This is a genomic window from Paraflavitalea sp. CAU 1676 (assembly GCF_029223285.1).
In the GTDB taxonomy this organism is placed as follows: Bacteria; Bacteroidota; Bacteroidia; order Chitinophagales; family Chitinophagaceae; genus Paraflavitalea.
In genome coordinates this window covers 502,203-528,315 of record NZ_JARHUJ010000005.1, presented here as the reverse complement: position 1 = coordinate 528,315, position 26,113 = coordinate 502,203, and the positions used below count along the sequence as shown (strand labels likewise).

Sequence of the window (26,113 nt, the reverse complement as noted above, 5' to 3'; positions counted from 1 at the left end):
TTCATCGCATCACAGGCATCCAAACGGTCATATCCGTAGCGCCCCGGTTGGCCCAGGCGTAATAAGGGATCAAAGTCAGCGAAATCGGAGTGGTCTTTGTAGCCACTTCCCGATACAAGCCACCAGCGGCAGCATGCGTCAATATTTTACCTTGTCCTTTCAAGGCCATCAGGTTGCCACCCGCCACCTGCATGGGCACGGGCTTCAGCACGGTACTAACCGGAATGGCTACATCAAACACACTGGCGCCACCAGCCATGTCGGGCGACTCCAGGCAATACACCACCGGCCCACGCTTCACCGCTACCTGATTGCGCGTTTCTTCTACGAGGTGATGCGATTCCAGCAAGGTAGCCGGCATATCCATGTCGAGCACGACCTCATCTGTTGCTTCCCAGTGGCGCCTTACCACGGCATACCCCTGCTCTACCACATGCTGCGCAGAGCCTCCGGCCGCCAACGAATATTTCCGGCACCAGCCAGGAATACGTACCCGCACAGCATAGTTCGCGGGCAACCCTTCTATACTGATCCGCACCCTCCCATCCCAGGGATAATTGGTAACCTGCTTCACGCGCACCTGGCGGCCACCAGGTAACGTAGTCGTTAATTCACTCCCGCCATAGAGGTTCACCTGCACAACAGAATCGGCCAGGCTGTAAACGTAATTGCTTACCTCAGCTACCGTACGTACCGTATTGGGCGGACAACAATTCGACAAACCAATATACTCCTGCCTGCCTCCCATCCAACGCAATTGATACGGATAATCCTTCGAAGCCGCCAGCGGATTGGTATAGAAATATTTGCTGCCATCCATGCTTACACCCGACAACACACTGTTGTACAAAGCAAGCTCTACGATATCCGCATACTTGCCATCACCGGTCATTTGCAGCATACGCCAGTTCCACAATACATTGCCGATATTGGCGCAGGTTTCATTGTGCGCACTCAGGTTGGGCAACTGGTAATCCTTTCCGTAAGACTGATGCACTTTCTGCACCGTATCGGGATTGTAAGAAGCACCATCCACCGAAACCCCGTCGTACAACGCACCACAGCCGCCCGTTACATACATTTTATGGTTCACCACATTATCCCACATACTGTTTAAAGCTGGCAACAGCGAACTATCACCCGTCTCCGTATACACATCGGCCACACCGGCAAACAGGTAATTGGCCCGTACGGCATGCCCGGCCACTTTTTGCATTTGGCGAAAGGGAGCCCGGTCCGAATTGTCATCCGTACCCTCCGTCAAACCCCGTATATCGATCAGCTTTTGGGCCAGCGTAAGGTACTTCGCTTCCTGCGTGGTACGGTACAGTTCAATGATGCCCATATAATGCGAGGGACAAATAGCATTGCGCGCCTGCTCGGGCGTAGCCCTGGTATAAAAGCCGATCAGGAAATCACCGGCCTTCTTCGCCACCTGCAGCAAACTGGTTTTGCCGGTTGCCCGGAAGTGCACGCAGGCAGCCGTCATCAGATGACCGATGTTATAAGCCTCGAAGCTCAGGCGATCGTCGAACTGCTTGCGCGAGCCCGTACGCTTTTGCTCTATCACCGATTTGGTATAGATATAGCCATCATCACGCTGTCCTTTGGCGATCACTCCAATCGCCCGGTCCATCATAAGATCCAGTTGCGGATCATGCGTAGCGGCATACATGGCCGCCATCGCTTCCAGTGTTTTATAGAAATCACCATCATGAAACGAAGGCCCCTTGTGCGCACCGGTATCCAAACCGGCAGCGATCTCGAAATTCTTAAAAGCATGACTACGTTGCGCATCCATGTAGATATTCCACATGCCCGGCACCATTACCTCTTTACATACATTGAAACGCTCGGCCCAAAACCCCTGCGTCCACTTCACCTCACCCAAACCCGGCGCATACAAAACAGCATGCTTGCTATGGGCGGTATTGGTAAGCGCCTTGTTCTGCGCCTGCACATTCCCCGTCAGGGCAATCGTACAGGCTACCGGCAACAGCATCTTCAACATGATCTATGATTTATTGATCGAACAATATTTACTTACTGGCTTTATAAGCCACCTCATACTCCACCCCGGGTTGCACTGTCAATTCATAGCGGTTGCTGCCCAACGATTGAATCGCAGCCGTTTTGCAGGTCGGCCTGGAGGCACTATTGAAACGTAAAGTACCAACGCCGGCCGCACCTTTCACTTGCAATTTAGTAGCGCTGCAATACATTTTCACTGCACCACCCGGCACCGGCACATCGCCCTCCATCCACTGCAAACCACCCAATACCGGCGTGATCGAATAGGTCTTATAACCCGGCGAAGTTGGCTGCACTCCGAGGTAATAACGGCCCAGCAAATACAGCGGACTCGCCCCCCAGGCATGGCACAAACTCTTGCCGAATGGCCGGCCATACATGGCATAATGCTCCACACCCTTTTTAGCCGGATTGTATTCTTCCCAAAAGGAGGTAGCGCCGAGGCTCAGCATACCGCCCCAGTAGTCCTTCATCTCTTTCAATACATACGATTGCTCGCCCATGGCACAAAGCGCTTCCAGCTCGTAAAAGCGCATATAAGGAGTAGTGATCTTCGGCACCTCCTTGTTCAGCAATACATGGGTTTTAACGCCCTCCGCTTGTTGCGGCGTAAAATAGTTGAAGAAGATGCCAAACATATTCGCATACCTTGTAACATGATCGGCCGGTATACCATTTACCCGGCTATGTACCAGGGCCTGCTTCGCATCGTTCCAGTAGATAGAAAATAGCTTCTTGCGCAGATCGGCGCCCAGTTGCTGATATTTTGCAGCACCTGTTTCATCGTTGGCAATGCCCGCACAAAGCGCCATTGTTTCCAGGCTGCGGCACAACAGCATTTGTTCAAAACTCACTTCCCCTTTCTTACTCAGGCCTTCTGCCCAGTCAATAAACACCCAATCGCCCGACAGCCCTTCCATCAAACCATCTTTATTACGACGGCCAAGGCAGTACTCCATCAAACTTTGCATACGGGGATACAATTGTGTCAGGAAAGCCTTATCGCCCGTATAGGTATAATAATCGTAGATGCCGAGAAACCAGTAAAAGGTATAATCCATGATGGTATTGATATGGCTGCTCACCGGATCCTTACCCCGCAAGGATAGCAATGTTCTGCGCACCGAAGCCTCATCGAAGAACAGGTAATAGTTCATGAGATAGCTTTGGTAAGCATCGCCACTCCATATCCAGCGGTCGCGTTTGATGCCATCGATGAAGAACTCCCGCGTATTCAGTTGCAAAGTATATTTCGACACCTCGTATATCCTGTTCACCTGCTCGTCCGAGCACTTGAAACTGCCCCGCTGCTTTACCGGCAGGTATTCATAAAACATCGAAACGCTGTCGACACCAACACCAGGGCCCATTTCAATATTTACATAGCGGAAAGCTTTCGACAAATTGGTCATAATAGCACCCTTGCCGTTACCCTCCACCTCCAGCTTATCGAGTGTCTCACAACCTTCGGGCGATAGGGCCTCTTCTTTCGATTCACCATAGTAGATCGTAATAGGTCCTTTGCCACGAACACCACGCAGGGATAAATACCCGAAGGTCTCTTTCCCGAAATCTACCAGCAGGCTGTTCCCTTTCCGTTCCACCGCCACCGGTTCCGCCGAAGCCAGTGATAGCCGGAACTCCGAAGGGAGTGTCTGCGGGTCATTGAAATTCCAACTGCCCGCCGTAAGCCAGGTAGTGCCGCTTTGGTCACTCACCTTGCCCGTTTCATCGATCCACTCCTTGTCTTCATAAGTAACCAGCCACGAAGCATCCGAAACGATCGTGCGTCCCTTTACATAAATGGCCGGCACCTTATCCTGGTTATGGACTTTTATATTGATCTTGTGTTTACCGGCCGGGATCGTTACGATAGCAGGCGTACCCGGCAGCATCTTCGAGTCGAGCTTTACATTGTAATTTCCTTCGGCATAAATGTGCATCTCTTCAGGCTCCGTCAGGTTGAACTCTTTGTGAAAATCCATCAACACATAATGCGCGTCCATCCTCCAGAACGGAGGGAAAAAGGCTCCCTTCTCGGTACGGCGGTTCTGCATCTTGTTACTCAACCAGATCTCATAGTCGCCCGGATACCAGATCCAGGTAGCCTGTTGCGCATACATGGCATGGGCAACAAAAAGGGTCAAGACAGCAAACAGGAAATATTTTTTCATATCAGGCAATGATTAATGATGTCCATTAAAGAAAATTTAGAGGCCCCCGTTTACCTGGCTTTTTCCACCGGCACTTCATTGATCGCCTGTTGGCTGCGCACGGCAGGCACCGTTTGCAGCAATAACAGCCAGGTTGCTTCCAGACCCGCGGCCTGCTTGACGCTATCAGCCACCTGCGGACCGTTATTCGTCCATACGTTATCCGGACCATTCGCATTCTGCAAAAACTTTTCCGCAGGGCACCAATTGTCCTTCACGGTATAGTTGGCCGTGCCTTCATCCGTATAGAGATAAAACCAATGCGTGGGAATATGCGCATAAGGCGCATTGTAAATACTGTCGATGCGGTTGCCGGCAATCACCGAACCCGGCTGGGCCGACAAAGTATAAATACCCGCCACATCGTACATATGCTTTGCGTAGTGATGGATGTAATTGCTTTCAATGCGGTTGTTGCGCATGGCATTGACGGTTTGGGTCCAGCCCCACCCCACACAAATGCCCGAGTAAGGCAGTTCCCGCAACTCGTTGTGCTGGATTTGTATACCCTGTACATACCCCGCACTGATACCCGGACATCCCCAATCTTCATTGGCAGTGGCATGCACCAGGTTGTTACGGATAATTAGATTCCGACAGAGCTCACGCTCGTCGGCTGGCTTATAAGGAAGATGCGTTTCAAAAGCCTCTTCCGAAAAAACACCGGCCTGAATGGCAGTGCCGCTGATATTGGTAAATACACAGCCGGCCATATAATCGAGATAGGTTCCCTTCCGGTAGTCGATACCAGTGGCGCCCAGCTCACTGAACCGGCATCCGATAAAAGAAGTATGGCTTACATAAGATAATTGCACCGCAGCAGGCTGCCGGCCAATCCAGGCCTGGTTCTCCAACCCCTTTTTATCGGGCGTACCCGGCACTTTGAGCTTATAGGCATCCAGCATATACATGCCCGCCTGCAAAGGCACATGTCCTTGTTGTGAAGGACGCAACCAGGTACTGTGCTTAAATGAAATATTCCTGATGTGCACATTGGTTACGGGGTTCTCGGCCGTCCCTTCTATCCGCAATAGGGTTTCGAGGAAGGGAACAATGACACTTTCCTTGCTCATATCTTCACCGGGCAGTGGCCGGTAATATACTTTGCGTTGTTGTTTATCGAGGAACCATTCGCCCGCCTCGTCGAGTAACTGTATGGCATTGGTAAGATAAAAAGCAGAATTACCCGTTTGTTGGGAGAGCCAGGGAGCCGGCCAGGGATGCTCGCTTTGAATACGGCTTTCCGGCTGATGAAAACTAAGTCGCGTACTGTCGCCATACACTTCAACCTTCTTTACGCGCAGTACGGCAATCGCCCACCATTGATGGATCAGCATTTCCAATCCCGGCGCTGTCAGCAACGACGGCACCCTGGGAGTAGGTATCCAGCATTGCTCCTTAGCATGATCCCACGACAGGATGCGGTTCATACTGTCACCATTCCGGTCACGGGCACGCACCGCTTTTCGATCATTGATATACAGCTGCCGGAAATCCAATACATCATCGCCCCTCATCGGAGCATCGGCCACCCACACAGCCCCTTTCGAAGCAGCAGGTAAACCAGGCACGGTGCCGGAAACTTTCTTCCAACCAGTAACAGCCACACCGCCACTCAACACAGGCTGCTCACCAGCTGCCGCTTCAATACTCAGCGGACTCTCCGCAGTGCCAGCATCTTCGGGTCTGATGAAAACGGGTTCGGGCAGTGTGTACACGCCTCCATGAAGTACAATGCGAATACCATGCGCAGCAGCGGGGTCCTGCAGGCGTCGCATCTCCCGCGCCTGCCGCAAGGCCGCTTGCAACGAGGCCTTCGGCGAAGCCGCTGAACCCGGGTTCTTATCCGAGCCATCAGTAGCCACCCAGATCTGCGCCTGCATACAAACAGGCAGCAGCGAAACAAATAGTATGAATAAAATACGTTTCATGCTAAATTCATAACCCAACCAACCGCCACCTGCCGCTCACTGAAACACCGACTTCAAATACTTCGTATTCGCCCCATAGTTCACCTTCACATTAGTGGGCTGCTTCGCATCACGGCTTCTTTCCACCACCAGCCAGCCGCTCCATTTCATTTTATCGAGTGTTTGTTTGATCTTCTTCATATCAACCGCAGGATCGTTCTCCAGCCAAACCCCATCCTTATTGGTGATGTGAATCTGGCAGATCCGGTGACGCCCCAGCGTCTTCAACTCCTTACTCACATCACGCCCCGCGCCAATAGCATCGGCTACATTGAAGTAGATCCTGATACCCGGCGAGCCGATCTCCTTCAGTACCTTCACCTGCTCTTCAGCCGATAGCGGTGTCTCGATACCGATCACTACACCGGCGGCCACGGCCATCTTACCGGCCTCTCTCAGCCTTTCCACCACTTTGGCGCGCAGGCCGGGTTGCTTCACCAGGTCGCACTGCACACCCATGGGTAAAAAGGCCACTTTCACCTGCATCAACTGCATCGTTTTAATGCAGTCTTCAATGCTTTGCTTGTATTCATCCCTTTCACAAAACGACTGCGCATAGTAGCCAGTCATCGCCAGCGAAGGGATCTCGATATTGAGTTCTTTGATCTTGTTGAGGTATAGTTGGCGTACAGAATCATTGAGCAGCTGGTTATCGAACGTCACCCGCTTGCCCAATCCGCCCATGTCGACCTCCACCCCATCGGCACCAAGGTCCTTCGTGAGTTGCAAAGCACCCAGCTTCTGCCGCTTCAACAGCATCAGGTCTATGAGCGCGATCTTATAGCGAGGGTGCTGCTGAGCGGGCGCAATCCCGGGCAGCAATAGCAGGCTAAACAAAACTCCGGCAATAAAAGCAGGTCCGTTAATCATCACTTGGTTTGAGTGTTTCGGTACGGGCGCCAGGCCACACACCATTCACAATAGGTTTCAGCACCAGTTTCGAAGGATCGACCTTCACATATTTGATCCGCTCCCGCCGCCAGGTGTACACGAAATGCACCATACCATCCGGCGTTTGAATAACGGAAGGATAGCTATATTGACTCACCGGCGAATCTTCCAGCACCAGCGCCGCAAACCAGTTCTTGCCATCTTTGGAAATGGCCACATTGAGCGGCGTGCGCGCCCCCTTGGCTTCCTTACCGGGTGGCAACACATGATTATATACCAGCAGCTGCCGTCCGTCTTTGAGCGTCACCGCATCGGTACCGGAATTATTATTCGGCAAATTGCTGGGCACCATGGGCGACCAGGTTTTTCCCCCATCGGCCGACCACGACTCTACCACGGCCCTGTTGCGGCTGCGGCACAGCACCTGCCACCTGCCGTCGGCATACGTGAGGATACTGGGCTGTATCGCATTGATCGTTTTACCATCATTGATAGGCCCCACCTTTCTCCAGGTACGTCCCCAATCGCTCGTTACTTCAAAATGAACCCTCCAGCCATTGCCTTCCGTACTCGAAGCACACCACAGTTCATTGCCAAATAGAAGAGGTTTATTCTTAACAGGGCCCAGGAATCCTTCGGGCAATTCTTCCCGCGGCCCCCAGGTAACACCATGGTCTTTGGATCGCTTCATATACCCCTTCCAGGTAGCCACCCGCGAACCGATCTTGTAAAACAGCAACAGCTCGCCGTTGGGCGCCTGGTACAAAACAGGATTATAACAGGGAAAGCGCGTAGTATCGTTGATGATGCCATCAGCTACCATCACAGGTTTTGTCCAATGCCCCTTTTCCAGTGCACTGGTCCAGATGCACACATCTTTATACCCTTCCTTCGTGCCACCAAACCAGGCAGTCAGCAACCCTTTGGGGGTTTGTACGATCGTTGAGGCATGACTTTCGGGAAAAGAAGCCCTGTCAAAAACAAATACATCTTCCACTATACCTTTCCTGTAAGGAACAGTAACACTAAAATCATAACTGCCGGAGCCAATGGCAAACACCTGGTAACGGCCGTCGGTCCGCACAAAACGAACGCCAGAACGGTCACCTATCACCTTACCCCTTTCCAACACATCACTGGCATCATGAGCAGGCACATATACTTCAGCCGTCGTGTTTGCAGGAATACGGATACGCCACCTGAAACCATTGCGCGCCGCCCCAACCTTCCAATGGCTCAGCACCTCACCATAAGGGGTGCGATAGCGTGCATAGACCGAGTCGAGCCCATCAATTCGATCAGGCCGCATAATGATCTTTTTGAAAGCCACGGCCGAATCATCGCTGCGGATGCCCGCCAGGTGCTCATAGAACCAGGTCAGCAGATCACCCAGCAGCATCACATGGTTTTGTGAGTTCATTTGCGGATTGGCCGTATTACCATTCCACAACTCCCAGATCGTCGTAGCGCCGTTCCTGGCCATATAACCCCAACTGGGATAGCTCGTGTTGGAAGCCAGCGTATAGGCAATATCGCTGCGATCAAAGGCCGATAACCCGCGCATCAGGTACTGCGTACCAATGACACCGGTGCTGATGTGCATATGGTTTTCGATCTTGATCTTGTTGTAAACATTATTGAAAACCGCCTCCCTTGCACTATCGGGCGTAATGCCAAAATGCAAAGGCAGCAGGTTGGCCGTTACCGTATTGTTGTCGTAATATTTAGTCTTTGGATTATAGAACTTGTCCTGGAAAGCGGCTTTGATGCCTGCAGCCAGCGATGCATAGGCAACGCCATCAGCCTCTATCCCTTGCAACCGGGCAAACTGCTGCATAATACGCAACAGCCGGTAATAATAGGCAGTAGCGATCAATTCACCTTTCGTAGTCCGGGTACTGTCTTTCGATTTGATCAGTTCCAGCGACTCCGGCGGCACGCACCAGTCGCCGTATTTGTCTTTGGTAAGAATATTATTGCGCAAGTACTTCTGCTGCATATACCCCATCCATTTCTTCATGAATGGATAATGCTTCACCACCGATTGGCGATCGCCATATTGTTGATACAGCATTTGGGCCACCAGGATATACACACCCGGCCACGTAACATTGTCGCTGTAATAATTCCAGAAAGCAGGCGCCACATCAGGGATCGCCCCTTCGGCCGTTTGCGATTCCTGAATATCATCCAGCCATTTCGTATACAAAGCAGCATTGTCAAAAAGAAAACTCTCTCCCAGCGCACCGGCAGCACGGTCGCCCAGCCAGGGCTGTCGCTCATTGCGCTGCGGACAATCGATCGGCATCCCTTTATAATTGGAAGCAATACCCCGCCACGCATTGGTATAGATGCGATTGATCGTGGCATTCGAACTACGGAATTGGCCTGTCGTAGCCACCGCATCATATATCTGCTGACCTTCAAAATCATTCACCGTAGGCACACCGGGAAACCCGCTCACCTCTACATAGCGAAAGCCATGATACACAAAAGCCGGGTGCCAGGTCTCAACCGCCCCACCTTTCAAAGTATAAATATCCGTCACCTTCGCATCGCGCAGGTTGGCCACATACAATTCACCGTTCTGTTGTAAACTTTCTGCAAAGCGCAGTTGCACCCGCTCACCCCGCCGGCCTTTTACCCGCAGCTGCAACCAGCCGGCAAAATTCACGCCCATATCGATGACATATCGATCACTATCGAGCTTCTTCACCGAAACAGGCTTAAACCGGTCCATCACTTTCATTGGCTGGCTCCGCTGCGCAACCAGCTTTCCTTCCGGTGCCGCAACCAACTCAGCCCCCATCCAGCCCACATCGTTGAAGCCCACATTATTCCAACCCGGCATTTCTTTCGTGGCATCATATTCCTCGCCATCGTATTCATTATTCGTTCTGATGGGACCATCCACCTGCAACTTCCAGCTTTCATCGCTCACGATCGTTTTACGCGAGCCATCCGCATATTCAATGACCAGTTGCAGCAATAACTTGGGATAGCCAAACGTATTGATCTTTGCCGGCTTGTAATCCTGCCGCATCGTAAAATAGCGGCCATTCCCCACCACGGCGCCAATGGCATTGGCGCCACCTTTCACCATACCCGTAACATCATATGTATTGTACAAAACCGATTTTCGATAATCTGTTGGGTTGGGCGCCAGCACCTGGTCCCCCACCTTCTTACCATTCACAAACAATTCATACAAGCCAAGCCCAACGACATAGACCGTCGCCCGCTTTACTGCACCTTCCGACTGAAACCCTTTTCTAAAATAACGGGCCGACAACCTCGACCATTGCGACACACTATCCCATGTAGAGGCTTTGTCGTAGCCGATCCATTTCGCCGTCCAGTCGCCCGGTTTCAATAAACCCATCGACCAGCGCGCCGGCGCACTCCAGCCACTATTACCTTTATTGGTATACACCCTTACTTTCCAGAAACAATCGGCGCCACTCACCAATGCCTTGCCCGCATAAGGCAAAAGGACAGACTGGTCCGAGCTAACCTTTCGGGAAGTCCACAGATCTCCCTCTCCCGTCGCCAGTTTCTGCGCCGTAGATGCAACCAGGATCTCATAACCCGTTTGCACCACATTGCGTTGCGTTGCTTCCAGCTGCCAGCTTAAACGCGGCTGTTCAGCATCGATGCCAAGCGGCTCCGTCAGCATTTCGCATTGCAGCGCTTTCACCTGCACTGATTGCGCATACACGGGCAAACCAGCGCTCAGGAACAAAACGCATAGCAGGACAAGGTATCGTTGAAACATAATCATGGTTGAGTAACATTGAAATTGAAGTACAATACCAGCTCTTTCGCGCGACGCTGGTCCTTCTCATAATCATAGAAGATATTCTTCAGCCCCATAGGACCGGTCGTTTCATTACGCTGCGTTTTGGTACCGATGCCCGCGATCCCCTGCATAAAAGAAATATCGCCAGAGGGAAAGTAGAGCATATAGTTTTTCCATTGGTCTTCTTTCCATGCAGGCGTAAACAGGCGCAGGAATGTATCTTCATTGTCCGTCACTACCGTAAACGACTGCGCATCGGCAATAAACTTACACCAATACATATTCGCATGGTAGCCCTTGAACTCAGGATACACCCAGCTTTCGCCAGTCTCCGTGCCATTATAGTCTTTATGCCATACCCCGAAACGGGTGCCTTTTAACCGGTTCTTCCATACACGGTAGGGACCCGCTCCCATATACTCCACGGCTTTGATACGGTTTTCAGGGAACGAAAAATTAACGCCCACAAAGGAGGTAAAATAAGCGTCAGGAAAATATACAACTTTTAGCCTGATCCAGCCCGAAGGATAGATCGTCCATTCCATAGTATTATAACCGTTCTTTCGCTCAAAACTAGAAGCGATCACAAGGCGCCCGCGATCATATCGATGCGTAAAGCCCTGGAAATTATTGACTCCCTCCTGCAACACCGGGCCGTTATTGAAAGGAATCTCCCCTTTTCCATTGCGCACATACGAGAGCAAGCCGGTTCGCTGATGAATACCGACCTCAACGCCCCCTGCTTTAATACGATACAGCGAATCGACAATATCCAGCTCCACAGAGCCGCTACCCGTTGTATCCACCAGAGCGGCAGCCACCGTAGCCGGCCGCACGATCGGAAAACTCCAGGTAAACAACTCCTTACCATAAGGATCAGTCGCTGTAACATACAAAGCGTCATAGGTAGACCAATTAGCAGGAAGTACCAATCGCAGCTCACCTTTTTCACCAGGCGCTACCGTGGGCGCTTTCGCCGTCCCTTTCGCATCCAGCGACTTATCAGCCACCCACTTCGTAAGCTGCCAGCTGAACGTACATTGATTGATATTGGTATAGAAATAACGGTTCTCCAAACGAATACTGCCGTCAAACTGCGGCGTTATCTCCCGGCGCTCCAACACCACCGGGCTCCACACTTCTTTGATTGTATAAAAGCTGCCCTCTTTCTCATGGTACGGCCCCACAATACCATCGGCCCCGCGGTTCTTATCCGTATCGAGCAGGCCGTTTTTATCGGAGCGCACCACGCCCTGGTCTGCAAAATCCCATAGAAAGCCACCGGCCGACAAAGGCTCATGCCACATCGCCTCCCAATAATCCTGCAAACCCGCACCATGCCCGCCGTCGTACCAGCCATGCAAAAACTCAGTAGGCATCACGATCTCCCGGCCGTTATTGTAATTGCCGATCCCGTAATTGAACTCGCGATAATGCTGCGTATCGAAACCGCCAAACAACTGCCAGGGATGCACCACCGGCCTTTGCTGAATATCTCCTTCTGTAAATAGATGATCCAGCTCGAAATTATGTCCGCCCTCATTGCCGTTGGCCCAAAAGATAATGGAAGGATGGTTGACATCATGGGCCAGCATCTCCGCCACCCGTTTAGTACCGGTAGGCGTATCATAGTGCCCGTGCCAGCCCGCCAGCTCATCCATTACAAACAAGCCCAGCGAATCGCACACATCGAGAAAATGTCCGTCGGGCGGATAATGACTCATGCGCACCGCATTCATATTCATCTCCTTCATCAACAGCACGTCTTTGATACTGATATCTTTACTCGTAGTCCGGCCAGAGCTGGGCCAGAAGGAATGACGGTTCACACCCTTCATCTTCACTTTCACACCATTCACATATATGCCATCCCGCTGTTTCACTTCCACCGTCCGGAACCCGATCCTTTGCTTGATCCGGTGTACAGCCTTACCCTTCCGCACCAGCGTAAACACCAGCTCATACAGCCGCGGAAACTCCGGCGACCAGGCCTTAACACCTGCGTATTTATTGGTAACAACCACCGGCACCACCCCATCTCCCAGCACCAAAGTCTGAGCTGCACCAAACGGTTTACCGTCAATAGTCGTAAGCTGAGTAGTCAACACATCTCCTTTCAACGCACTCACCGTCACCACGCGCGCCGTAAGCTGACCATTGGCCCGCGCGTCGATAGCCACCTCATTAATATACACACCCGGCAAAGCCTCCAGGTATACCGGCCGAAAGATGCCGCCGAAGATCCAGAAGTCAGCCTTGCGCTCGGCTTCGTTAACAGACCCATTGGCCGAATGCTTGGCCACCGTAACCTCCAACAGGTTCTCGCCGCCCACTTTCAAAAGTGACGTAATATCATATTTGAAAGCATAGAAGGCGCCCTCATGTACTGGCCCGGCCACCTGCCCGTTGATCTTCACCTCCGTATCCGTCATCGAACCTTCGAAAACGATGCGTATTACTTTACCTGCCCACGACGCCGGCACCCGGAACTTATACTTGTACAACCCTTTTTCCTTACCACGCACACTGTCCTTATCGAAGCCATAATTGTATTTACCAAAACCCTGTAACTCCCAGCACGAAGGCACAGGAATAGTCGTCCACTTGCCCGACTTGCTGCCATCGGTACAAAAGAAATCCCAGTCAACGGTATGATCATTACCAGTGCCCGACAAATACAACAATTCCGTCTGCTGCGCAAAACCTCGCGCAACAGTCATACAACTCAATAATATGATCAGCGTTCTCAGCATCCTGTTCATTTAGAAAACGATCTTCTGCAATTGATCGGCACTTCCTTTCTTAAATCCATTCACCCACACACTCAGCCCCTTGCCGCGGTTATACTTCGTACCGGCCTTATCCCAGATGACGGTGATCGATTTACCCCGGTACCAAACCTTGTCCAGGCAAAACCAATCCCACTTGCCCGCTGGCAATAACGGATTCACCTCGATCTGGTCATCAGCACGGGGCCGCAGGCCCACCAGGCCGGTAATGATAAGGTCATTGAAAGTGGAATGGTTGTAGTAGCGGCTGCGCTCTTCATCTCCCTTCAGCCAGTAACCCGTTTTCTCATCGAGATACTCGCCGATATAAGGACGGCCGCGATAGTATTGCGACTCTACATAGGTATTCAGTTGTTTGAACCAATCCGCATTCGACACAACCTGTTGCTGGTAATTATTCAGCACATTGGCCAGCGCCGTCAGGGTTTGTGCCGTGGCAAAAGGCCACACCGCCCCATCCCACTCGCACTTACAGCAGCCATGCGTACGGAAAGCAGGGTGACTGCGATCCGCCGTCGTCAACCCAAAGGGCGCACAAAAGGTCTTTGTATCGTTGAGCGTACTCCAGGCAGCTTCATAACCTGCGTCGGGCAAATTGAAATACCAGGGAATAAAACCGATCGCTTCTTTTACATGAGCCAAACTGTCCGACTCTTTGCGCACCTCAAAGAATTGCCGGTCGCTGCTCCATAGCTTTTGCTGCACCAGTTGCTTCATCGTATCCGCCTTGCGCGTAAACAAAGCCGCCGTACCCGCATCGCCTTTCAACCTGGCAATAGCGGCCAGCGCCTTTGCATTACCATACATATAGCTATTGATGGTCGGGCGCGCATTCTTCTCACGCCGCCCGCCGCTGATCGTTTCCTCCATCCCATCCTTTACATCACTTTGCCAAAACAACCCGTTCGGCAACCGGCGTTCGCCTTCCCACACGGCATAGTCTTTTTGCAGATCGGGCAACAGGTTGGTGAGATACTCCTTATTGCCACTTACCAGGTAACGATTGTAAATGGCATCTGCCGCCCAGCTGCTGAAACCATGTAATTTCTTCATGGGCCGTCCGCTGTCGCCCCGCAGCCACACATGCACATACTGGTCGAGGTATTGTTGATCGCGCAGCCAGCGGCCTTCATAGAGATGATGACCCAGCGCGCAACTGATCAGGTTATACTTATCCGCATATGAACGGTTCACCAGGAATTCGGTAAAGGCGTAGCCAACCGGCGTTTGCTTGATATGCTTACGCAGGGTCCACCACCGGTAATAATAGATCTCCTGCACATTCGCCTGCGGACATTCAAACAACGGAATATTTTTCTCCATCCATTGCCAGGCGCTGTCGTTGGGGATCGCCTGCACAATGTTCTCATCCTCCATCTTGTTGAAATAATCAACATAATGCTTAAAAGTGCCCGGTTGCAACACAGTCCCCCGCTCAACCGACAAGGATCGATGAGTTGCACATCCGGCAATCACCACCAAAACCGGAACAATAAAATATAAACTGATTCGCTTCATGTCATTTTAATGGGCGCCCGCAAGCACCATCCTTATTGGGGTTTCGCAATCAAATAACCAATACTGAACACCGCCTCTTTGATGCGCCTACCGGCATCGGGCAAGTCTGTAAAATTATCAGCCGGCGTATCGGCTGTCGGGAACCGGCGCACCTCACCTGTCCGGAATACAATACGCTCCACCGCATGCAGCGGTGCAAACATCACCTGCGCACCGATGGCCTTACCATTAATGTTCATGGTATACATACGCGCAGCGGTATTGATATCGACCTTGAAATCGTAACGCTTGCCCGGTTCGTACTTCAGCAACGTCTTGTACCGCGCACCCGACTTCGACACCAGCACACTATCGGCGCCAAACGTAAACCGTACACCCGGCGTACCTGCAGCATTGGCCAGTTCAATATCCAGCTGTCCATGATCGTTCTGAGACGGTGTCACCGAAAACTCAAGATGCATCTTCGTGGCAGGAGGCAACACCCGCTCCGCCTTCGCATAGTCATGCGCATCGCCATCCTTTAGCACCAGCGCACGTGCACCGCCTGCATCAACAACCCCGGTACGTGCCCACACGGGGCTGTAGGTGTTCCAGTATTGTAGAGCCTCTCCAGCCCCCAGCTTCGAGAAATCTTCCGCCACGGCGCCAGCCGCTTTCTCCGTCACAGGAACCGGTACCGATGCCACCCAGATGTCTTCTTTATTCATACTGTAGCTTACCCACAGCTTCCCATCGGGCGGAACGCCATCGCCTCCCTGGATACCCCGCACATACTGCGGACCATACGATTTATAGTTACCGCCATAGCGCATGGGCGATATCTCACCATTAACAAGCAGCAGGTTCTTGAAGTTGAGTCCATCATCACTCACCGAAAGCGCCAATGGCCAGCGGAACTCCGAAGGGTTGTATACCGTAGCATACTTCCCATCCTCCGTACGCTGCCCCCATATCTTGGCATTACTGTTCACGAAACCCGGCGCCCGCAACGGGTTAAAGAGCCAGCTCTTCCCCTCGTCGGTACTGATAGAAGTAAGCGCATGTTTCCATAGGCCCACCACCCTGCCATCGGGCAGGTGGTAAAAACAAAAAGCCTTGTATTCTTTCTTTACAGGGATCAATGGATCGTCCCGGTCCGCCTCCTCATTCCATTGCTGCATCATCAACGGCTTCGACAACAGCTCGTCGCAAGCCGCTACAAAGTCCTTATCCGCGCTGCTCTTGTAAAAAGGATAAGCACTGTTCTTCTCATTAAAATCGTGGTTATACCTGATAAAGTAGATAGCACCGAAACTGCCATCTGTTTTGATCTCCCGCACCACACGCCCTACCCCATTACCATCATTGGGATCATCTTTCTGGTCCATCGCAATACCGTAATACGCCAGTGCCAGCAGTTTCTTGTTAGAGGCCGTATAGAAACCCATGCGCTGGTGCATCACCGCATACAGGTCATGCGCCACACCTTCCCGGTCCTTTTTCTTAAACCCATCAGGCACTTTATAAGGGGGAAAGAGCACCACGGGATCATTCCAGCGATAACCATCTTTCGAGGTCACCAGCAGGGTTTGCCCCGGCGGCACATGTTCACCCACCGGGTTGCTAAGGTACTCGAGATAAAAAGTATTGTTCCAGTAAGCCAGCATGGGCGCGTGGTTATACGTCCAGCCAAAACTATGCGCCGCCTCTTTGAGGTCTCTGTGCGCCCGCATCACTTGTACATTGTGTACGCCCATCGCCAGCGGCAGTCGCCCGTCGTGATAATCAACATTGGCCAGCTGCCCGCCGGTATAATGAGCCGTATCCTGCTTCAGTAGACCAAACAAGGTTTCCTCAGATGCGCTGAACACCGTACCATGCTTATGCCCCTCTGGCACCTGCACGGTTCCCGCCGCAGGCGTAAACGATTTGAAATCCGTCGTCTTCACCGCATCATACTTCTTTGACCGGTAAGCGTCGAAATACACCAGCCATTCACTACCTATCCTCACCACCGAAGGTCCTTCGGTAAAGGATTCCGTAAACGCAGCGGTAACGCCGGTATAAGGCCCCAGGGCCGAGCGGCCATAGGCAACCTTGATATTCCTGTTGGGTCTTGTATTATCCTTCAGCACCAGCACATAATCCTGTACACCTCTTTGAACGATCGTGGCATCGATCACACTGAAACCAGGGTCCAGGAAAAGCTTAGTAGGGGTAAAGGTCTTGAAATCGGCAGTCGTGGTCACATACATCCGGTGGTTATTGTTATCCTCTTCGATGCCCTTTTCAAAACGGCCCGGAATCGCCGAAGCCCAGATGATAATGAATTGCCTGCCCACCGAATCATAAAAGATCTCCGGCGCCCACACATTCACCACCTCCTTCTCCTGCTCCATCACCGGAATAAAGCGTTGCTCTCTCCAATGCACGAGGTCTTTCGAATAAGCATACCCAAACCCTTTATCGCCGCGCCAGCTGCTGGTCCACACCAAATGGAAAGTACCATCCGGACCCTGCGCGATCGAAGGGTCGCGCATCACTTTCTGCTTGCCAACAGCGGGCGTAAGAAAGGTCTTGTTTACATCCTGCCAGCGCTTGCCATCATAGCTGTACAGGAACCGCAATCCATCGGTAGCCGGTTCGCGAAACGAAGAGAACAGATAAACCTGGTCTTGCCTTATATCATTTGCGGTCTCGAGTATCAGCACCCAGTCGTTGCCTGCCGCCGGCTCACCAGGCGGATCAAACAAAGCAATGCCCGTATTGGCCAGCACACCGGCATCCTGCCGGTTGCCGGTACGCGGGTCAAACCAATAAGCACGAACATGCTTACCCGCAATGCCCCCCATCGCCACCCGGAACGGCTTTCCGGTATAAGTATACAGCCACGCGAAGTCCTTACCACGCAAAGCCACCACCCTGTCATACCGCTCGCCGTTACCGGGCACCAGCGCAGGGTCAGCCACCGCCTCATAATAAGGTTTCGACAACACCAGCTGTTGGAGGAATTTCATTTGGGTTGCCCCCGCCGCCTGCATTGCTGGCTCCCAGTATAGTTTAGCGCCGTAGGCACGGTCTTTATCGCCTGTATGGTAGAACTGCATAACTGCGCTATGGCCATACGTAAACCCAGCGCCGCCCGAAAGCGTATTCCAATAAGCATACCGTCGCACATCGGCATCATTCCAGAAACGCTCCGTCGTATCATGCAAACCCTCCGGAATGCCTTCATACGAAGGCTCGCCATCCATCGTGGGTTTCAACAGCTGCCGCTTCCTGTCCTCCTCTATATATCGCCAGTTGTCTTCACCATAATGTGTTTCCCCCTTGCTCGTATCCTGCGCATAGTTCCGGTGCCCACTCTGGAACATGTTGAAGTCGAGCCAGGATTCGTTATGGAACCACCGCGAAGAAGTAGTGCGCCCGCGGGGATGAAAAGTAATAAGATGGTTTTTATCGATTGATCGAAGTGTGCTGCCGATCTGGTTCCATACCTTGATGGAATCACTGCCGGGAATATCTCCCCCATTCAGCCAGATGATATTCGATTTGTTCTTATAACGGTTAGCCAGGAAGCTGGCATACTGTTTAGCCGCACCCTCCTTCACCCAGCCATTCTTCACATTCGTGCCCCACACCGGCACCAGCGCCATATAGATCCCCCGCTGGGCGGCCTGGTCGATCACATAGTCCACATGATCCCAGAAATCGTATTGCGCAGCATCCGCAGCATTATTACCACGCGTTACACGAGGCCTGGCCACATCTTCATGCACCAGTGCCGAATCACCATAGGCATTCACCGCCTTCCGTACATCATGCAGCACCATCACCTGGATCACATTAAAGCCCTGTTGCTTTCGTTGCTCCAGGTATTGTACCGATTCTTCACGCGTTAGCTTGATGAACAACAGCCAGCCCGTATCGCCCAGCCAAAAGAAAGGCGCACCGTTCTGCGAAACGAAATACCGCCCATTGGGCGACACCTTCAACCTCGGAAGCGGCGTCTCCTGCGCTTGCGCAAAAACTACAACCAGTAAAAATGTTAGAATGCCAGATAAGAGCTTCATGCGCGATTATTTTTTCTTCAGCCACAACACCCAGCTGCCACGGTCAGGTTTCTGAATAGATATAGACTTACCGCCTTTCACGGATTCTTTCGTGTATTTGACAACACCGCTCAGAGCATTGATCCAGGCAACGCGATAACTGCCAGCCTCAATCACGGCATCAACTGACCCTTTGTCTTTCGCCAGGTCCTGGATCACATAACCCATTTGCGCATTATGCAGCATCCATTGCCTGCCGGCCAGTTCCTCCGAGATCACCGGCCTCATCGTAGCGATCGCTTGCAATGCAGCACCATCGCTCAATACTAGCGAAGGCATCGAACCACCCGCCATCAACACCGCACAGCCATAACGATCATAGGCATCGCCCGAATAGATCACCGCTTTGCCCGGATACTTCGTGCGGTATTCAAGTACAGACCTGTATACCTGCTCGGCCGAAGTTGCTTTCGGCTTCAGCAAGCGGGCATGTTGCCGCGGCGCCAGCTGCTGACCACCTTGCGGGGCATACGCAGAACCATCCTGCTGGTAATGCCAGTAGCGGATATCGATTACATCCACCACCGCAGTGCGCCGCGGATCGGCCAGTATCGCATCCTGCACATCTTTGGTAGTACTAAGACCAATCAGCGGGTGCTTACCCGTTTCCCGCTCCCACGCAGCGATCTCATCCAGCCAGAACTGCACAAAATGCAGGGGACCGGTGTACTCCGCACCAATCAGGTGCAGCACGCCGTTATTATCCGTAAAGTTATTGAGGCATTGCCGTATATAGGCTTTGTGCAAAGCACGGCGCACCGGATGGGCAGTATCATAAAACTGATCTGCCATAAAGATGCGTTTGTCACCGGCATAGGGCACCGGCTCGGGGAAACCCGTATTGTTGATATTGTTGGCAGGGCGCCACGGAAAATCCGCATAATGCGCACCAGCCTCGATAATATTATGCTGAAAATAATGCTGATGTATCAGCAGCAAACCTTTCTGATCGGCCAACTCAGCAAACTGCCGAAGCCGCCGCCAGTACCAGTCATTGTATTTTGTAAGATCGTATTTACTCAACCCATCCCAGGCCGCACCCTGTCCGCTACGCGCAAAAGGCAGCTCATAAAACGGCGCCCACACTTCTCCATCCATCCGGCGAATGCGTTCGTGATCATCCCGCCTGCGCTCATACCACAAACCATAATTATGATCGAGCGCCAGCACATGATCCGCTTGCATAGAATCCGTCAGCACACCCAGGTCGTCCGTGAGGCCCCTTCCTGTTTTACCTGGCACAAACCGTGTGATCGCTGGCTTCATTTTATCCAACGCATAACGCCGCGCACTGCCGCTCCACCAGGGTTCATCGCTACGCATGCCAGCCACCAACGCCGTACCGCGCACCAGCCTGCCATTTACCAATTGCAGCGGTGCACTCAACGTAGGCGTCACAACTGGTTTCACCCCTATGTCATCGATACGCCGCACACCCGCACCGTCAGTAAGCAATGGCTGCCGCCTAATAGCGTCCCCAATAAACTCCAGCAACGTCTTCGCCGGTGCCACCGCCTGCGCCGTCAATTGCTGCGCCACCGCTACGGTCGGACTGCTCGAAGCTTCCGACTCCATCGGCATCACCTGCACACGGGTATCCACCACCGCACCAAGTCTTTCTTTCAGCTGGGCATAATATAAACTCCTTGGTTCAATGCTGTTATTCGACTCCCCCCAATAGCCATCTCCGGCAAACTGGCTCCAGGAACCCAACGCCCAGTTATTGGCCGTCGGCGGCTTGTAGCAATCGATACGGGCCGCACTGCAATTCCACAACACCCCATTGGCAATATTCCACCCTGCACCCTGCCCGTCCTGACCGCGGTTCAACAAACTGATCGCGCCACCATCCACATTCACCACATCAAACAATACCCCGGCGCTCCAGCTATCGATACCACCGCTAAAACCAAAAGGCTGCTTCGACTCGCACTGTACAAACGCCGTAGGCCCCGCCGCACAAAAGCCAGTCGCAAAATCATGCATACCATACTCGGCATAGCAACGCTGAAACAACACCTGTTGCCCCGCCGTAAAAAAACTATTGCGCCGCTCGCCGCCAATTTCAGAAACCGGCAGCAGCGACATACAATCTTCTACGGTAACCCGTGAAACCGTTTCACCAACAGCTACAGCCGATCCGGCAAAATGCCTGAACACCACTTGTCGCACCCACGCGTCCCGGGTATCATCTATCGTAATGGCCATCCAACGATGGGACTCATCTTTCTCATTGTCTTTATTGAACGTTGAAACCAGCTGCATGCCTTCCACCCCACATTGCGATATACGCCCCGGCCATTGAAGCGCCGACACCGTACCACCACCATAACGTTGATCCAGCGCAGCCGTCAATGGAGCATTCAGCTCCAGCACATCACCCTTCACACTCATCACCGTACGTACCCACTGCAATTCCCGCTGCCCCGGCTTCCAGCCCAATGAAGTGATCCCACCACCAAAATGATCAGTACCCAAAGCAGCGATCCATGCCGCCGTACAGGCACGCGTAATCACCACCTCATCACCAGCCTTCAAACCATGCCCCGCCGCCACACGCACAGCCATCGCATTCACCGGCACATACCCATCAGCCACCGCCACGGGCGTTTTCAACTTCTTATCGCCCTTACCCGCAATCCTGATCAGCGTAGCACGGTCCAGCCCCTCTCCAACAATTACTGTTGCCGCGCCTTGACCGCGCAACACCACACCGCCCGTATGCAGTACTAAGCTGCCGCCAACGTGGTATTCACCGGCTTGCAGCAACACAGCGCCGCGAACACCATCTTTATCAAGGGGTAAATTGCTTACATAGTCGATCGCCGCCTGTATACGCCGTGTAGCATCGCCCGTAACTACCGGCACCACCACTTTCACCGGCGCCATAGGAATGACCTTCTCACCCGCAGCATAACCGCAATACGAGAAGTCCGGCACGCGGTTACCCAGCGAATCCGGTGTGTATTGTAAACGTCCGTTCGCATAGAAGATCGGTGCAGGGGGAGGCTTTACCCCTTTTTGCGCCGGCAGGGTCCGGAACAATAACAGGCAAACGCAGGTGAGAACGATTGGCAGAACTATCTTACTCAAGTCGATCGTAGTTTAGAATCCTAAATTAAGTAAGTCGCAGGGTTGCTTAAAAAGACTTTGCCCCCATTCAACAGCAGGGGCAAAGCAGCACAAAAATCTATTGTCGGCCGGGGGCAAACATCAAAGCCCCCTGTAAGACCATCCCGCGAGACGGTCCGCTTGATCAAAATCCTTTTTTCGCCGCAGCCACCACAGGTTGAACCCCTTTCGCAGGTACCAGGCTGTTCAGGTACTCTTCAATATTGGTATAGCCGCTTTTGCTTTTCGCATAGGCAGCAGCATCCGCCGCATTGTTCGCATTCAAACCGCGGGCCTTCTCCCAGTCGTCAGGAATACCATCATTGTCACTGTCCTTATAAGGATTGCCCTTGTAGTCGGGATAACCGCCTACCTGACTGGGATCGGTGATGATACCGATCTTATAAGAGTCGATAGGCATCCGGCGATGTTTGAACTGCGTTTCGGGCAGCTTCACGCCATCTTTATAAGCGATCTTACCCGTTCTCACCTGCTCGGAGATGCGCACATCTACCGGGTCTCTCCGGGGCAAAGTAGCCCCCGCATTCGCCAGCACATATTCGCGAGCCTGCTTCGCATCCACAACAGTCACTACCGGCATCGGCAACGGTTTGTCGAATTTCATATAGGCCTTGTGCTCGCCCGCATCCTTTTCATCTTCCACCTGCACACCACCAGCCCAGTTATCGCTGGAAATGGCATCATACCCTTCCATGATATTGCCGTTCACATAAGCACGGCCATAGACATGGTATTTCAGTTTGCTGCGCCCACTCTCGGGCTTGATGATACGATGTCCCACCGGGTTATTCTTAGGCGTAGCCGGCCCGGGTTGATAATAGTTATTGATAATATTGAACTGGCCGCGATAGTCACTGCCGTCCATAGAACGGTGCACCCAGTTGAACACAACATTGTTCACGAAATTGAAAGTACCATACCAGCCGATCGAAGGATTGCGACCGGTATTATTGGCCCACAGGTTACGCATGAACGTACAGTTCTCGCCACCCAGGGTACTGCCGAATGAGTGATTCCAGGTATCCAGCGCTTCTGCAAAGATGCTGTTCTGGATCGTGATATTCACCGTAGGCAGCTTTTGTTCGATCGCACCGGTACTGTCATTGTACATATGCCGGTACATGCTCATGTTCTCATCGAGGCCCCAGCTGGCCGACACGTGGTCGATCATGATATTGCCGATCGGGTTGCCGCCAATGGCATCATCCCTTCTGCCTACCCAGGTTTCACCCCGGCGAAAACGCATGAAACGGATGATCACATCGTGCGTATTGATCCATACGGTTTCTCCCGCCACACAAACACCATCACCGGGAGCCGATTGACCCGCAATCGTGATATAAGGAGCACGAATGATCAACGGCGTCTTGAGCCGTATGATACCCGCCACATTGAACACCACCACACGCGCACCACCCTGCTCACAGGCCCAGCGCAAACTGCCCGGCCCCTCGTCGTTCAGGTTGGTCACCACGATCACCTTGCCGCCACGGCCGCCAAAACTGTATTTACCGCCGCCTTCAGCGCCGGGAAATGCCGGGATAGTTGCCTGCGGCAGATCATCAGCCTTAGCCGCCCAGGGTATATAAGGCTTTCCATGTCGCGCATCATCCTGTATGATCGGGTACGCTTTGGCCCAGGCCTCATCCGAACGGATACGCGCTTCATTCAACATTGAGTCCGACGACTTCTGCACATCAGGAGGAATAGTAGGATACTGAGCCTTGGCAGCATGTGCTGCGATCAAAAGCCCCAGCACCGGAATTGTTTTCACAAGTGTTTTCATCAAAAGAGTGGTTAATGAACATCTATAGATAGTAGCTTGCCTATTTCAAAGGATCAAAACCGCCGCCCCAGGTATTGCTTTGAACAATATTGGGATTATTGGTCATCGTTGCCGGTGGAATACCGAAGAAATAATACTCGGGCTTCCAGTTGATGGCATACTTGGTATCGAGATTGCCAAACACCAGTTCGAAATAATTGGTATAAGCAACATCGAGGTCAACTTTATCACGATAGTTCGGACTGGCAGGATTGGCGAAATCTGCCGCCGATGGAATGCCCGCACCCGTCTTCAGATTGATCGTTACTTTTTGACGGCGGGTACCGTTCAACACCGATTCAATCTTCTTCCAGCGACGCAGGTCCCAGAAACGTTTGCCTTCAAAAGCAAATTCAATCCTTCTCTCAAACAGGATGGCATCGAAAAGCTCAGCCCTCGACATGCCCGACTTTAAACCATACAATGATCCTCCGCCTGCCTGAAGGCCCGCTCTCTTACGTACTGCCACCAAACCGGTATAAGCTTCCTGGTCAGCAGCCACCCTGCCGATACCCGCAGCACATTCCGCCAGGTTCAGCAATACTTCCGCATAACGGATCTCCATCCAGTCGGTACCACTATACTGCACGTTCGAAATATCCACCGTGGGGTTGATCGCTTTGCGGGTATAGAAACCAGTATTGGTCGCCTTATTCTCTACCGTCTTGTTGGCGGCATAATAAGTCCACAACTTATAATTCGCATTACCATTGATAGGCCAGTTCACGCCATTGTAACCAATCGTCTTGTCAAAACGGGGATCCCTGTTCTTATAAAACAATTGATCCGAGTAAGCATACGCAGAAGTAGCGTCGCCCGGCAGCTTACCGTCTTTCATCGGGTAAGCCTTCACCATCTCCCACGAAGGCTGGTTCGAGCCGCCGCCTGTACCAAGGTACGAGGGACGGGTAGAATTATCATAGCCATTGTTCTTCTTCACCTGGTCGCCGGTAGCAGTATTATATCCCGTGATCATAACTGCCTCCGGGTTGTTGACTTCGGAGAACCACATAGCATCGTACGAAGCGTGCAATCCAAAACCACCACCATCCAGCAAGGTCTTCGCCTGCAGGTTGGCATCATAGGCTCTTTGCCACCTGGCCACATCATCACCAGGATTGAACTGCGGACTGGCATAGGTCATCAATACCCTTCCTTTGAAGGCAGCCGCAGCGCCGCTCGTAATGCGGCCCCAATCGGCCGAAGCCGTATACTTGGCAGGCAGCCAGGCAATGGCACTATCGAGGTCCTTTACGATCTGATCGATGCACTCCGCAGTTGTATTACGTGGCCGCAAGGCTTCCGCCTTCGCCTGCTCTCCTACCGCATCCAAAGCAGTAGTCACCAGCGGCACACCACCATACAAACGCACCAGGTCAAAGTAGCGGTAGGCACGGAAGAAAAAGGCATGGGCCTTCAGACGCTTCTTCGTGTCGGCCGGTAAAATACCCGCATCCACATCGCGCAGCAACATATTGATCACACGGATCCTTCCGTAGTTATTATTTGCATTTAACCCTGTGCCAATATCTCCCACATCAGACGTAGTGACCGTACCCTCGAAGAATTTGCTTTCGCCATACGATTCATCACTCAAACTCGTAGCCGAACCCGAGATACTGCCGCCAGTGAGATTGGAGTTACCACCCCAGCCAGGAAGGTTGTTCTCGTAGATATAGTCGATATTCAGTTTCACCAGCGTCGAGTCGTTGTAGATCAATTCGCCGGGAATACTTTTCTGATCATACTTGTCCAGCACTTTATTACAGGCTGCCAGCGACAACAATGAGGCAACACCGGCAGTGAGAGCTATTTTATTTACAAGGATCGTTTTCATTGTTACAATCGTTTACA

The 26,113-nt window shown here is 52.3% G+C and carries 11 protein-coding genes; all 11 read right to left on the bottom strand.

All coding sequences use genetic code 11. From position 1 onward, the window contains the following. Position 1: 1 nt before the first annotated feature. The gene (locus P2H89_RS18535) at positions 2-2,011 is read right to left on the bottom strand and encodes a glycoside hydrolase family 127 protein (protein ID WP_275829564.1); all 2,010 of its coding nucleotides are present in this window, start codon (positions 2,009-2,011) and stop codon (positions 2-4) included. A 28-nt stretch (positions 2,012-2,039) separates the two neighbouring features. Continuing rightward, on the bottom strand, positions 2,040-4,205 hold the full coding sequence (locus tag P2H89_RS18530; RefSeq protein WP_275829562.1) for an alpha-rhamnosidase: 2,166 nt from the start codon (positions 4,203-4,205) through the stop codon (positions 2,040-2,042). A 50-nt stretch (positions 4,206-4,255) separates the two neighbouring features. Next, a complete protein-coding gene (locus P2H89_RS18525) occupies positions 4,256-6,175 on the bottom strand; it encodes a right-handed parallel beta-helix repeat-containing protein (RefSeq protein ID WP_275829560.1) in 1,920 nt (639 codons plus the stop codon). 36 nt (positions 6,176-6,211) lie between these two features. Beyond that, entirely contained in the window at positions 6,212-7,084 is an 873-nt protein-coding gene (locus tag P2H89_RS18520) for a sugar phosphate isomerase/epimerase family protein (RefSeq protein WP_275829558.1), read from the bottom strand. Beyond that, positions 7,077-10,880, bottom strand: a complete 3,804-nt coding sequence (locus tag P2H89_RS18515) for a family 78 glycoside hydrolase catalytic domain (RefSeq protein WP_275829556.1) — start codon at positions 10,878-10,880, stop codon at positions 7,077-7,079. Before P2H89_RS18515 ends, P2H89_RS18520 begins: the two co-directional genes overlap by 8 nt. A 2-nt stretch (positions 10,881-10,882) precedes the next feature. After that, complete coding sequence (locus tag P2H89_RS18510) at positions 10,883-13,657, bottom strand: glycoside hydrolase family 2 TIM barrel-domain containing protein (protein ID WP_275829554.1); 2,775 nt, start codon at positions 13,655-13,657, stop codon at positions 10,883-10,885. A gap of 9 nt (positions 13,658-13,666) precedes the next feature. Further along, the gene (locus P2H89_RS18505) at positions 13,667-15,211 is read right to left on the bottom strand and encodes a glycosyl hydrolase family 65 protein (protein ID WP_275829552.1); all 1,545 of its coding nucleotides are present in this window, start codon (positions 15,209-15,211) and stop codon (positions 13,667-13,669) included. Positions 15,212-15,243: 32 nt separating this feature from the next. Continuing rightward, complete coding sequence (locus tag P2H89_RS18500) at positions 15,244-19,263, bottom strand: DUF4038 domain-containing protein (RefSeq protein ID WP_275829550.1); 4,020 nt, start codon at positions 19,261-19,263, stop codon at positions 15,244-15,246. A gap of 6 nt (positions 19,264-19,269) precedes the next feature. Then, positions 19,270-22,395, bottom strand: coding sequence for a DUF6298 domain-containing protein (locus P2H89_RS18495; RefSeq protein ID WP_275829548.1), 3,126 nt, complete (start codon positions 22,393-22,395; stop codon positions 19,270-19,272). Positions 22,396-22,558: 163 nt separating this feature from the next. Continuing rightward, on the bottom strand, positions 22,559-24,220 hold the full coding sequence (locus P2H89_RS18490) for a polysaccharide lyase (protein WP_275829546.1): 1,662 nt from the start codon (positions 24,218-24,220) through the stop codon (positions 22,559-22,561). A 40-nt stretch (positions 24,221-24,260) separates the two neighbouring features. Continuing rightward, complete coding sequence (locus P2H89_RS18485) at positions 24,261-26,096, bottom strand: RagB/SusD family nutrient uptake outer membrane protein (protein ID WP_275829544.1); 1,836 nt, start codon at positions 26,094-26,096, stop codon at positions 24,261-24,263. Positions 26,097-26,113: the final 17 nt, after the last annotated feature.